Raw genomic sequence first — 13,111 nt, 5'->3', positions numbered from 1 at the left:
GAGAGAGACGAAAAGATGGCAATCATTCTCACCGACCAGGACGTCCGCCGGGCGACCGACGTCAAGGGTGTACTGAACGCGCTGGACGAGGCCTACCGGGAGGACCACGCCGGCAACACGACGATCACCGAGCGGGTCAACCTCCGCTTCGAAGGAGGCTGGCTGCGGCTCATGGCCGCGGCGCTGCCGGGCCTCGGCGTGGTCGGTTACAAGGAGTTCCACCTGGTCGGCAGCACCGTCCGGTTCCAGGTCAACCTCTTCGACATCAGTACCGGTGAGTTCCTGGCCGCCGTGGACGGCAACCACCTCACCGTCCTGCGCACCGCCTCCACCGCCTGCCTGGCCGCCGCCAAGCTGGCGCCGGGCGCCAGGAGGGTCGGGATCATCGGCTCCGGCGCCGAGGCACGCATGCAGGCCACGGTCATCAGCCAACTGCTGGACCTGGAGCGGATCTCCGTGCACAGTCCGCGCAAGGAGCGGCGCGACGGGTTCGCCAGGGACCTCTCGGAGCGCCTCGGCGTGGAGATCGAACCGGTCGCGGGCGGGGCCACCGCCGTGCAGGACGCCGACCTGATCCTGGTGGCGACCAACACCGGTGGCAACGGCCCGGCCTTCTACGCGGACTGGATCCCCGAGACCGTCCACATCAGCTCCACCGGCTCGACCCTGCCCGAGGAGCGGGAGCTGGACGCCGAGGTCTGGCGCGCGCCCGGGCTCATCGTGGTGGACCGGCTGCAGGCACTGGAGGAGTCCGGCGACGCGATCACCGCCGTCAAGGCCGGCACCCTGGACACCGGGCGGGTGATCACGCTCGCCGAGCTGTGCAGCCGGCCCGCCGACGCGCCGCGCCCGGCCCGCACGCTGTTCAAGTCCGTGGGCTCGCCGCTGCAGGACGTCGCGGTGGCCGCGTACGCCTACCGCAGTGCCGCGGCGCAGGGCCTGGGCACCGAGCTGGCGGGATTCCCGTCCACCAAGGGCAGCGTCCCGGTCGTGGCAGGCGGTCGGAAGTGACGCTCGGCGGCGCGCCGCAGACGGTCGAGGTCGGCGAGGGCGTGTTCGCGTACGTCCAGCCGGACGGCAGCTGGTTCCTGAACAACACCGCCTTCCTGGTCGGCCGGCAGGGCGTCATCAGCATCGACACCTGCGCCACCGAGAGCCGGACGCGTGCCTACCTGGACGCGGTCGCCGGGGTGACCAGGGGTCCGGTCCGCACGCTGGTGAACACCCATCACCACGCCGACCACACCTTCGGCAACTACCTGCTCCCCGGCGCCACGATCATCGGGCACGAGCAGGCGCGGGCCGAGGTGATGGCCTTCGGGCGGCCGTACAACCGGGGCGTGTGGAACGAGATCGACTTCGGCGAGTTCGAGCTGGCACCACCGTTCCTCACCTACACCGACGGGGTCACGCTCTGGTCGGACGAACTGCGCTGCGACGTGCGGTACGTGGGGGGCCCGGCACACACGACCAACGACTCGATCGTCCACCTGCCGGACCGGTCCGTGCTGTTCGCGGGTGACCTGCTCTTCAAGGGCGGCGCGCCGTTCGTGCTGATGGGCTCGGTCAGCGGGGCGATCGAGGTGCTGGAGAAGGTGGTGCGGCCGCTGGACGCGCAGACCATCGTCCCCGGCCACGGCCCGGTCTGCGGGCCCGAGGTGATCGACGAGGCGCTCGGCTACCTGCGCACCGTGCAGGAGATCGCCCGCGAGGCCAAGGACGCCGGGCTGAGCCCGCTGGAGGCCGCCTTCGAGAGCGACCTCGGCGAGTACTTCGCATGGCTGGACGTCGAGCGGATCGTCGGCAACCTGCACCGCGCGTACGCGGAGCTGGACGGCATCCCGCCCGGCGCCAGGATCGACACCGCCGCCGCCTACCGGGACATGGTCGTCTACAACGGCGGCAAGCCGCTCACCTGCCACGCCTGAGCCGGCATCACCCGGAACCGACTATCTCTGCCCTCGGGAGGGGGATTCCCTTGACGCGACCCTGGCGGATAGCCGTCGTCGGCAGCGGCCCGCGCGGGCTGGCGGTGACCGAGCGCCTGGTGGCCCGGCTGACCGAGCAGCCCGGCGACCGGCCGGTGGAGCTGCACCTGATCGACGCGGTGGAGGTGGGCTGCGGGCGGATCTACCGCACCGACCAGCCGGAGTGGTTCCTGATGAACACGCCGGTGGGCCTGATCTCCGCGTTCTCCGGCGCCCAGGACGACGGGCCGGCCCGGGCCGGTGCGGGGCCGACCTTCGACCAGTGGTGGTCCGCCCGCCTCCCCGGCCACCCGGGGCCGGAGGGGTACGCGCCCCGGGCGGTGTACGGCCGCTACCTGGGTTTCGCCCTGGACGCGATCGAGGCCCACCTGCCGGCACACGTCCGGTTGACGCGCCTGCGCGCGGCCGTGACCGACCTCGAACCGCGCGGTGGCGGCTACCGCCTGACCACGGCCGGCGGGGGCCGCCTGGACGCGGACCGGGTGGTCCTGGTCACCGGTCACGCCGGGCCGGCGCCGGCGGAGCGCACCGAGCGGGAGCTTCTCGACTTCGCCGCGGACCGCCCCGGTCTCGGCTGGATCCGGGGCGACTCGCCGGCCGAGATGTCCCTCGACGCCATCCCGGCCGGCGCGGCCGTGGGCGTGCTGGGGCTGGGGCTGTCCTTCTACGATGTCATGGCGGCCCTCACGGTCGGCCGGGGCGGCCGGTTCACCGAGGACGCGGACGGCGAGCTGGTGTACCGGCCCGGCGGCGCGGAGCCCGTCCTGCTGGCCGGTTCGCGCAGCGGGCTGCCGCTGCTGGCCAAGGGCGACAACAACCGGCCTCCCGGGTACTCCTTCAAGCCCGTCCTCTTCACCCCGGACCGGGTCCGCAGCCGGGCGGCCGGGCCGGTGCTGGACTTCACGGCCGACGTGCTGCCCTGGCTGACCGCCGAGATCGACCTGGTCTACTACGCGACCGCGTTGCGCCACTCACACGGGCCGGGGGCCGCCGAGGAGTTCACCGCGGAGGTGGTCCTCGCCGTCGGCGCCGGGCTGCCGGACGTCCGCACGATCGCCGCCCGTCACGGTGTCGCCGGGATGCCCCCGATCGACCTGGAGGCGCTGGCCCGTCCGTTCGCCGGGCGGACCTTCGCCGGGCCGGAGGAGTTCGACCGCACGCTCGCCGCGCTGCTGCGCGGGAGTGTCCGGGAGGCCGAGCGCGGCAACACCCGGTCGCCGCTGATGGCCGCGCTCGACGTCATCCGCGACACCCGCTGGGTGATGCGCGAGTGTGTCGACTTCGGGGGGCTCGACCCGGCTTCACACCGGGAGGCGTTCCTCGGCTCGTTCGTGCCGGTCAGCTCGGTGCTGGTGGCCGGGCCACCGCCGGTGCGGCTGCGGCAGGCGCTGGCGCTGATGGCGGCCGGCGTGCTGCGCGTGGTCGGGCCCGAGGTGCGGATCGCCGCCGATCCGGTCCTCGGCCGGTTCACCGTCTCCTCGCCCCGGGTGGCGGGCTCGGGGACGCCGGTCGACCACGTGGTCGACGCCCGCGTCCCGGTGCCGGACCTCGGCCGCGACCCGGCGGAGCTGACCCGCAACCTCCGGGGACGCGGCCTGTGGACCGAGTTCGTCAACCGGGACGCGCAGCACGCCTTCCGCACCGGCGGGGTGGCGGTCACCACGGCCCCGTTCCACCCGGTGGACTGCACGGGCCTGCCCGACACCGGCCTGTACGTCCTCGGCGTACCCACCGAGAACACGCGCTGGTTCACCCAGGTCGGCTTCGGCCGCCCCGGTCCGTGGGGCGACTACGTCCGGGACGCCGACGCGATCGCGGCCCACGCGCTGTCCGGCGTCCGCCCCGGCGAGGAACTGCCCGCGCGGGCGACTCCGGCCTACCAGTAGACGGCACGTCGCGCGCGTGCCGCGGTGCGACCACGAGGAGAGACCGCATTGACCGTCACACTGACCCTGCCCACCGCCTGGCAGCCCGGGCACGCCGCGGGCGAACCCGCCGAGACCGTCGTGGAGTTCGGCGATCTCGCCGACGGCCTGGGCGCACTGGCCGCGACCTGTGGGGCGACCGTCGGCGAGGTGCTGGTCGCCGCGCACGTCAAGGTGCTCGGCATGCTCACCGCGGACCACGGGCTGAGCACCGACGTCAGCCTCCCCGAGCACGAGCGGCCCGTCGCCGTCGAGGTGCACCGGGACGCCGAGACCTGGCGGCAGCTGCTCCAGCAGGTCGTCAAGGACCTGCGCTCCGGCGAGGAGAGCGCCGCCGCCCCGGCCGGCCGGGACGCGACCCGCCCCGACCGGGTCCTGTTCGCCGCGGCCGCCGGGCCCGGGACGGCGTACGCCCTGCTGGTCGCCCCCGAGGACGGACGGTTGCGGCTGACGGCCCGCGCCGAGAGCGTCGCGCCCGCCCGGTTCGCCGTCCTGGCGGAGATGTACCGGCTGGTCCTGGAGGCCATGGCCGCGGCACCCGACGGCGACGCCCTGGCCGCCCGGCTCCCGGCCGGGGAGAGGCAACTGGTGCTGCACACCTGGGCGTCCGGTGACACGGTCGACCACGGGACGGACACCGTCGACGTGCTGATCCACGCCCAGGCCCGCCGCACCCCGGACGCGGTGGCCGTCCGCTCGGACGAGGGCACCCTGACCTTCCGCGAGCTCGACGAGCGGGCCAATCGGATCGCCCACCACCTGAGGGACCTCGGCGCCGAACCCGGCACCCTGGTCGGGGTCTGCCTGCGCCGAGGCCCGGACCTGCTGCCCGCCTTCATCGGGGTGTGGCGCTCCGGCGCCGGCTACCTGCCGCTCGACCCCGACCTGCCGCCCGAGCGCCTCCGGGTGATGGTCGAGACCGCCGGCTGCGAGACGGTGCTCACCGAGACCGCGCAGCTGCCGCTGCTCGAACCGGTGGACGGCGTCCGGAGCGTGCTCGTGGACGGGGACCGCGCCGCGATCGACGCCCGGCCGTCCGGCCTCCCCGACACCCCGGCCGACCCGTACCGGCTCGCCTACGTCATCTACACCTCCGGCTCCACCGGCGCGCCCAAGGGCGTGATGGTCGAGCACCGCGGCCTGGCCAACTACCTGCTGTGGGCGGCCACCGCGTACGCCGGCCGGGGCACCGGTGGCTCCGCCGCCTTCTCCTCGATCTCCTTCGACCTCGGCATCCCGAACCTGTTCAGCCCGCTGCTCGCCGGTCAGCCGGTCCACCTCCTCCCGGACCCGCTGCCGATCGCCGACCTGGGCGAGCACCTGGTCGCCGGCGGGCCGTACAGCTTCCTGAAGATGACCCCGGGCCAGCTGGACCTGCTCAGCCTCGACCTCACCCCGGAGGAGACCCGGGACCTCGCCGGGATCGCGATCGCGGCCGGCGACGCGTTCACCGCCGACCTGGCCGGCCGCTGGATCGCCGCGGCGGGCCCCGACGGCACCGCCGTCGCGACCGAGTACGGCCCCACCGAGATCACCATCGGGAACTCCGGGTACGTCGTCACCGAGCCACCGGGCAACGTCCTGGTGCCGCTCGGCGACCCGATCCCGAACACCACGATGTACGTGCTCACCGACCGGCTCGAGCCGCTCCCGGTCGGTGTCGCGGGCGAGGTCCACATCGGCGGCGTGGGCGTGGCACGCGGCTATCTGCACCGGCCGGAGCTGACCGAGGAGCGCTTCCTGCCCGACCCGTACGGCCCGCCCGGCGCGCGCCTCTACAAGACCGGCGACCGGGCCCGCTGGTTGCCGGACGGCTCGCTGGAGTTCCTCGGCCGGGTCGACCACCAGATCAAGATCCGTGGCTACCGGGTCGAGCCGGGGGAGATCCAGGAGCAGCTCCGCCGCCACCCCGGCGTCGCCGAGGTCGTCGTGATCGCGGCCGACCCGGACGCCCGGACCCAGAGCCTGGCCGCCTTCGTGCTGCCCGGGACGGGGGCCGCGCCCGAGGCCGCGAGCCTGCGCGAGCACCTCGGCGGGCGCCTGCCCGAGTACATGATCCCCAGCAGTTTCGTGACGGTCGACCGCTTTCCCCTGACCGCCAACGGCAAGGTCGACGTCCGGCAGCTGCGAAGCCGGCTCGAGCCGTGACGCTCCCGCACCACCAGACGAGAGGCACCAGTGTGACCGCCCTTGCATCCGAGCCCGTGTCCGTGGACGCGATTCGCCTGGCACTCACCACCGAGGAACGCGCCGTCCTGCGCGGCCTGGCCGCGGAGCTCGTCCGGACCCCGCCGGTCCTGCTCGACGACCCCGACTGGCTGGTCGAGGCCCGCCGGCTCAGCTGCCGGCTGCCGGTCCGGCTGATCGAGGCGTTGCGCGGACTGCGACAGGACGCCGGGGTGGCCGGCATCCTGTCGATCACCGGGCTGCCGGTGGACGAGAGCGCCCTGCCCGACACCCCGACGGTGAAGGACTCGGTCCAGCGGATCCCGGCGGTCCCCTCCGCGGCGGCGATGCTGCTGGCCCAGCAGCTCGGCGAGGTGATCGCCTACCGCGACGAGAAGCACGGCGCCCTGGTCCAGGACGTGGTCCCGGTCCGCTCGCTCGCCGGGTCCCAGAGCAACGCGGGCTCGGTCCCGCTGGAACTGCACAACGAGAACGCCTTCCACCCCTACCGCCCGGACCTGGTCGGCCTGCTGTGCCTGCGCGCCGACCGGGACGGCCGCGCCGGCACCCTGGTCTCCTCGATCCGCGAGGCGTTGCCGCTGCTCGACGACGAGGACCTCGCCGTCCTCAACAGCCCCCGCTTCGTCACCGAGGCGCCGCCGTCCTTCGGTTCGGGCGACGCCACGGCGCCGCACCCGGTGCTCGGGGGCAACGTCCGGGACCCGGACATCCGGGTCGACTTCAACGCCACCACCGCGCTGGACGACGAGGCCGCCGGGGCCATGGAGCGGCTGGGCACGGTGCTGACCAAGGTCTCCTCCTCACTGACCCTGGCGCCCGGCGAGCTGGTCTTCATCGACAACCGCCTGGTGGTGCACGGCCGTAGCGACTTCACCCCGCGCTACGACGGCCGTGACCGCTGGCTGCACCGGGTGTACGTGCACCTCGACAGCAGGCGCAGCGCCGCCCACCGCAACGGCCGCGGGCCCGTGCTGATCTGATCGGCCGTTCCGTGCCGGGAAGGGCCGGGAAGGGCCGGGAATCGGGAATTCCCCGACTTTTCCCGGGACCGGTCGTCACCTGTTCGCAGGCACCTGCTTTCTGCCCCCGAAGGTGCCGCAATCCACCGGCCGAGGCCCCTAGCGTTGTCAATCTGACGTCTCGAATGGAACCGGGCAATGGGAGGCGGATACGCCAGTCGCCCGGCGTGAGGAATTGGAGCTCAACAGTGTTCTCGCCCTCCGTCAGGCAGCAAGGCCTGTGGTTTCTGAGTCGGCAGGAAGGCTTGTCCCCCACCTACAACGTGCCGAGCGCGGTGCGGCTGGTGGGGGAATTGGACCGGGAGGCTCTCCGGCTCGCGCTGGGCGACGTGGTCGCCCGCCACGAGCCCCTGCGAACGGTCTTCGAGGTCGTCGACGGCACCCTCTGCGGGCGGGTCCTCGACGTCGGGGACGGCGGCGTGGACCTCCCGGTGACCGAGGCCGACGAGGCGGGCGCCGCCCACACCCTCGTCCGGCTCGGCCGGGTGCCGTTCGACCTCGCCAAGGACCTGCCCTTCCGGGCGCACCTCCTCGCCCTGGGCGAGCGGACGCACGTGCTGCTGCTCGTCGTCCACCACATCGCCACCGACGGCACCTCGGAAGGGCCGCTCTTCCGCGACCTGGCCGTGGCCTACCGGGCGCGGACCGGGGGCCGGGCCCCGGTCCGGGAACCGCTGCCGGTGCAGTACAGCGACTACGCCGCGTGGCAGCGCGACTTCCTCGGCACCCCCTCGGACCCTGCGAGCGAGGCCGCCGAGCAGCTGGCCCACTGGCGCGAGGCGCTGGCCGGTCTGCCGGAGGAGGCGCTGATCCGGCCGGACCGCCCGCGGCCCCTCACCGCCTCGTACCAGGGTGTGGCGCACACCGTCAGCTGCTCCCGGCAGGTCCACTCCCGGCTGCTGGAGATCGCCCGGGAGACCGGGACCACGCTGTTCATGGTGGTCCAGGCGGCGACCGCCGTCCTGCTGTCGCGGACCGGGGCCGGCGACGACGTCCCGATCGGCGTGCCGGTCGAGGGCCGGGCCGACGAGGCGCTGGAGGACCTGGTCGGCTTCTTCGTCAACACCGTCGTGCTGCGGACCAGCACCGCGGGCAACCCGTCCTTCCGCGCGCTGCTCCAGCGGGTGCGCGAGACCGACATCGCCGCCTGGGCCAACCAGGACGTCCCGCTCGACTGGGTCGTCGAGGAGCTCAACCCGGAGCGCTCCACCAGCCGCAACCCGCTCTTCCAGGTGCTGCTGACCCTGGAGGAGGCCGGAGACCACCCTCTCGACCTGCCCGGACTCACCGTCAGCGCCGAGCCGGTCCACATCGGCACCGCCAAGTTCGACCTCTCCATCGGCTTCAGCCGGCAGCGGACCGAGCACGGCCTCCCGGACCGGCTCGCCGTCACGGTCGAGGGCAGCACCGACCTCTACGAGCAGGCGACGGTCCGTGCCGCGGCCGAACGCCTGGCGCTGGTCCTGGAGGCGGTGGCGGCCGAGCCCGACACCCCGATCCGGGAGATCGCGCTGCTGGACGCCCGCGAGCGCGGGCTCCTCACCGAGTGGAGCGGCACCCTCGGGGCCGAGCCCACCGCCACCCTGGTCGGGCTGTTCGAGGCGCAGGCCGCCGGCCGGCCCGACGCGACCGCCGTGGTGGACGGTGAGACCCGCGTCACCTACCGGGAGTTGAACGCCCGGGCCAACCGGCTGGCCCGGCTGCTGCGCGCCCGGGGTGCGGGCCCCGAGGAGCGCGTCGCGGTGCTACTCGACCGCTCCGCCGACCTGGCCGTCGCGCTGCTGGCGGTCCTCAAGACCGGTGCGGCCTACCTTCCGGTGGACCCCACGTATCCGGCCGAGCGCATCGCGACCCTCTTCGAGGAGGCACGGCCCGCCCTGGTGGTCACGGACGGCGCCGCCTCGGCGTCCCTGCCGCCGCAGTTCGAGGACGCCCCGGTCCTGCTGGGCGCCGGCGCCGTCGAAGCGGACCTCGCCGCCAGGGACGCGGCCGACCTGACCGACGCCGAGCGCACCACGCCGCTGCTGCCCGGGCACCCGGCGTACGTGATCTACACCTCCGGCTCCACCGGGCGCCCCAAGGGCGTCACCATCGCGCACAGCAGTGTGGTCGCTCTCCTGGAGGCCACCCGCGAGCAGTTCGCCTTCGGCGGCGACGACGTGTGGACCTGGTTCCACTCCTACGCCTTCGACGTGTCGGTGTGGGAGATGTGGGGCGCCTTCGCGCACGGCGGCACCCTGGTCAGCGTCCCGTACGAGGTGTCGCGCCTGCCGAAGGACTTCCTGGCCCTGGTGGCGAGGGAGCGGGTCACCGTGCTGTGCCAGACCCCTTCGGCCTTCTACCCGCTGATCCCGGAGGACGCCAGGAGCACCCCCGAACTGGCGCTGCGCGCCGTGATCTTCGCGGGAGAGGCGCTCGACTTCGCCCAGATCTCCCCCTGGTACGACCGGCACCCGGACGACCGGGTGACGCTGGTCAACATGTACGGCATCACCGAGACCACCATCCACGCCACCTACCTGGCGCTGGACGCGCCGAAGGTGGCCGGATCGGTCGGCCGGAGCCTGGTCGGCGGGCCGTTGGCCGGCCTGCGGATGTTCGTGCTGGACGAGCGGCTGAGCCCGGTGCCGGTCGGCGTGGTCGGCGAACTGTACGTGGCGGGGCCGCAGTTGGCGCGCGGCTATCTGAACCGGCCGGGCCTGACGGCGGAGCGCTTCGTGGCCTGCCCGTTCGAGGGCGCGGGTGAGCGGATGTACCGCAGCGGCGACCTGGCCCGCTGGAGCCCGGACGGCGGGCTGGACTACATCGGCCGGGCCGACGACCAGGTGAAGGTCCGCGGCTTCCGCATCGAACTGGGCGAGGTCCAGGCGGTGTTCACCCGCAACCCCCGGGTCCGCCAGGGCGCGGTCATCGTGCGCGAGGACGTACCCGGTGACAAGCGCCTGGTGGCCTACGCGGTGCCGGCGGACGACGGTGTGACGGCCGGCGAGCTCCACGAGGACCTGCGGATGCAGCTGCCCGACTACATGGTCCCGAGTGTGATCATGGTCAGCGAGCTGCCGCTCACCCCGAACGGCAAGCTGGACAGCCGCGCACTGCCGGCCTGGACGGTCACCGGCGGCGGGGTGCGGGCCTCCGGGACACCGGTCGAGAAGGCGCTCTGTGCGCTGATGGCCGAGATCCTCGGCGTCCCGGACGTCGGTGTCGGCGACAACTTCTTCAACCTCGGCGGCCACTCGCTGCTCGCCGTGATGTTCCTCGACCGCGTCAAGGACATCGCCGACATCGGCGGCGTCCCGCTGACCATCCGCGACCTGTACCGCTGGCCGACCGTGGCCCAGCTGGCCCAGCAGCTGACCAACCGCACCCGGGGCAACCCCATGGAGCCGGTCCTCACCATGCGCGAGGGCGTCGGCGAACCGCTGTTCATCCTGCCGGTGGCCTCGGGCCTGAGCTGGACCTACTCCCCGATCCTGCCGCACCTCGACGACGACCGCCCGGTGATCGGCCTGCAGTCCGCCCAGCTCGCGGGCGGGCTGAAGCCGGCCTCCATGGCCGAGATGGCCGACTCCCACGTCGCGGCGATCCGCGAGCTCCAGCCGCACGGGCCCTACCACCTGATGGGCTGCTCGTTCGGCGGGGTGCTGGCGTACCTGGTCGCCGTCCGGCTGGAGGCGGCGGGGGAGGAGGTCGCGACGCTGGCCCTGCTGGACGCCCGGCCGCTGCCCGAGGAGTTCCGGCCGGCCGAGGCGGACAGCCGCTGGGTGATGGAGGTCCTGCTGGGCCACCGCGCCGACGGACTGGCCGACCCGGCGAGCCACGAGGAGCTGGTCGACCTGCTCCGCGCGCACGACCCGGTGCTCGGCATGCTGGAGTGGAAGCAGGCCTCCACCGTCGCGGCCACCACCGTCGGCAACTGCGAGGCGTTCCTGCACTACCACGCCGAGGAGCGATTCTCCGGCGACCTGCTGTTCTTCAACGCCACCCGGACCAGCGACCGTTCGGGCGCGCAGACGTGGGGAGCGTTCGTCGACGGCGAGATCCTGCAGCACGACCTCGACTGCGGGCACCTGGAGATCACCGACCGCGAGCCCCTGCGGGAGATCGGTCAGCTGATCGACGACCACCTGGCGCAGTGGTGAAAGCAGTGGTGAAAGCGGAAGGAAACCGAATGTCCACCAGTGTCACCCCCCGGCGCAAGCCCGCCTCTGACGTCAACGTCCTGGGCGTATCGGCCGGTTACCACGACTCGGCAGCCTGCCTGATCCGCAACGGCAAGCTGGTCGCCGCGGTCCAGGAGGAGCGGTTCACCCGGGTCAAGAACGACAAGTCGTTCCCCCGGAACGCGCTCCGCTACTGCCTGGACGAGGCCGGGCTGAGCCTTGCCGACGTCGACGCCATCGGCTACTACGAGGACCCGGTGCGGAAGCTGGGCCGCCAGATCTGGATGGGCCTGATGCCCGGCGTGCCGGCCAAGCGCCGCCGCGACATCCAGGACCGGATGACCAGGACCCCGCCGATCGACGTGCTCCGCACGGTGACCGGGTACGAGGGCCCGGTCGAGATCGTCGACCACCACCTCTCGCACGCGGCGAGCAGCTACTACTTCTCCGGCTTCGACGAGGCGGCCATCCTGACCGTGGACGGCGTCGGCGACTGGCCGACGACCACCTACGGCTCCGGCAACGGGCACCTCGTGGAGCGCTTCGAGCAGGTGGACTTCCCGGACTCGCTGGGCTTCTTCTACAGCGCCGTCACCGGTTACCTGGGCTTCGAGGTCAACGAGGGCGAGTACAAGGTCATGGGCCTGGCCCCCTACGGGGAGCCCCGCTACGCCGACCGGATCCGCGACCTGGTCGAGCCGGGCGAGGGCGGGCAGTACCGGCTCAACATGAAGTACTTCTCCTTCCTCTCGGAGGAGTCCATGTACTCGCCGGCGCTGGCCGAGCTGCTCGGCCGGCCGGCCCGGGTGCCGGAGTCCGAACTCCAGCCCTTCCACCTGGACGTGGCACGCAGCGTCCAGGTGGTCCTGGAGGACATCCTGCTGGAGAAGGTGCGCTACCTGCACGAGAAGGTGCCGAGCGAGAACCTCTGCATGGCGGGCGGTGTGGCGCTGAACGTGGTGGCGAACAGCCGCTGCCTGAGGGAGGGCCCGTTCGAGCGGCTGTTCGTGCAGCCGGCCGCCGGCGACGCGGGCGGTTCGATCGGGGCCGCCGCGGTGGCGCACGTACGGCTGACCGGTGAGCGGCCGGAACACAAGCGGCAGGAGCACGTCTACCTGGGGCCCGCCAGCTCCGGCGACGAGGTGCACCGGCTGCTGAGGAACACCTCCGCGCGCTACCGGGACTTCCGGGGCAAGGAGGAGCAGTTGATCACCCACGTGGCCCGGAAGCTGGCCCGGGGCAAGGTGGTCGGCTGGCTCCAGGGGAGGATGGAGTTCGGCCCGCGCTCGCTCGGCGCGCGTTCGATCCTGGCCGATCCCCGGGGCGCCGGGACGCGCGACCGGATCAACGAACTGGTCAAGCTGCGGGAGTCGTTCCGCCCGTTCGCGCCGGCCGTGCTGGAGTCCGAGGCGCAGAACCACTTCGACCTGGACCACCCGTCTCCGTTCATGCTGGAGACCCACCAGGTGACCTCCCCGATCGACCTGCCCTCCATCACGCACGTGGACGGCTCGGCGCGGATCCAGACCGTCAACGACGGGAGCAACCCGAGGTTCGCGAAGCTGCTGGGCGAGTTCCACCGGCAGACCGGGTGCCCGATCCTGCTCAACACCTCGTTCAACGTGCGCGGGGAACCGATCGTGTGCACTCCGCTCGACGCCATCAGGTGTTTCGTCAAGAGCCAGATCGACCTCCTGGTGATCGAGGACTTCGTTCTGGACCGTTCGTCGATTCCGCTGTTGTGGGAGTTGGAGACCGCGATTCCCACGCCGCTGGCCGGCGAAGCGGTCGACCACCTCGTCTACACGCTCCTCTGAACAGGAACGGGC

General features: G+C 72.8%; 7 protein-coding genes. All 7 read left to right on the top strand.

All coding sequences use genetic code 11. From position 1 onward, the window contains the following. Positions 1–15: 15 nt before the first annotated feature. The 7 genes from OG286_RS07200 (at position 16) to OG286_RS07170 (ending at position 13,099) form a co-directional block, all read left to right on the top strand. Positions 16–1,011, top strand: a complete 996-nt coding sequence (locus OG286_RS07200) for an ornithine cyclodeaminase family protein (protein ID WP_405362643.1) — start codon at positions 16–18, stop codon at positions 1,009–1,011. After that, entirely contained in the window at positions 1,008–1,928 is a 921-nt protein-coding gene (locus OG286_RS07195; RefSeq protein ID WP_396322541.1) for an MBL fold metallo-hydrolase, read from the top strand. Before OG286_RS07200 ends, OG286_RS07195 begins: the two co-directional genes overlap by 4 nt. Before the next feature lie 50 nt (positions 1,929–1,978). Then, positions 1,979–3,874 (top strand): FAD/NAD(P)-binding protein, encoded by a 1,896-nt coding sequence (locus OG286_RS07190; protein WP_405362645.1) that lies wholly within the window; start codon positions 1,979–1,981, stop codon positions 3,872–3,874. A 48-nt stretch (positions 3,875–3,922) separates the two neighbouring features. Beyond that, positions 3,923–6,061: an amino acid adenylation domain-containing protein gene (locus OG286_RS07185; protein ID WP_405362647.1), complete on the top strand. Its 2,139-nt coding sequence runs from the start codon at positions 3,923–3,925 to the stop codon at positions 6,059–6,061. A 62-nt stretch (positions 6,062–6,123) separates the two neighbouring features. Next, entirely contained in the window at positions 6,124–7,080 is a 957-nt protein-coding gene (locus tag OG286_RS07180) for a TauD/TfdA family dioxygenase (RefSeq protein WP_396322538.1), read from the top strand. A 164-nt stretch (positions 7,081–7,244) separates the two neighbouring features. Next, positions 7,245–11,261 carry a non-ribosomal peptide synthetase gene (locus OG286_RS07175; RefSeq protein WP_405364901.1) on the top strand — a complete coding sequence of 1,339 codons (4,017 nt, stop codon included), beginning with the start codon at positions 7,245–7,247 and terminating at the stop codon, positions 11,259–11,261. Positions 11,262–11,290: 29 nt separating this feature from the next. After that, a complete protein-coding gene (locus OG286_RS07170; protein ID WP_396322536.1) occupies positions 11,291–13,099 on the top strand; it encodes a carbamoyltransferase in 1,809 nt (602 codons plus the stop codon). Positions 13,100–13,111 lie beyond the last annotated feature (12 nt).

This window comes from Kitasatospora sp. NBC_00039 (genome assembly GCF_045160625.1).
Classification (GTDB): Bacteria; Actinomycetota; Actinomycetes; order Streptomycetales; family Streptomycetaceae; genus Kitasatospora.
The sequence above is the reverse complement of the archived record's forward strand: the minus strand, read 5'-3'. Positions and strand labels throughout refer to the sequence as shown.

Excerpts from the sequence above, each read along its gene's own strand:
- OG286_RS07200 (WP_405362643.1), top strand. The coding sequence starts at position 16 with ATGGCAATCATTCTCACCGACCAGGACGTCCGCCGGGCGACCGACGTC.
- OG286_RS07175 (WP_405364901.1), top strand. The coding sequence starts at position 7,245 with ATGGAACCGGGCAATGGGAGGCGGATACGCCAGTCGCCCGGCGTGAGG.
- OG286_RS07170 (WP_396322536.1), top strand. The coding sequence starts at position 11,291 with ATGTCCACCAGTGTCACCCCCCGGCGCAAGCCCGCCTCTGACGTCAAC.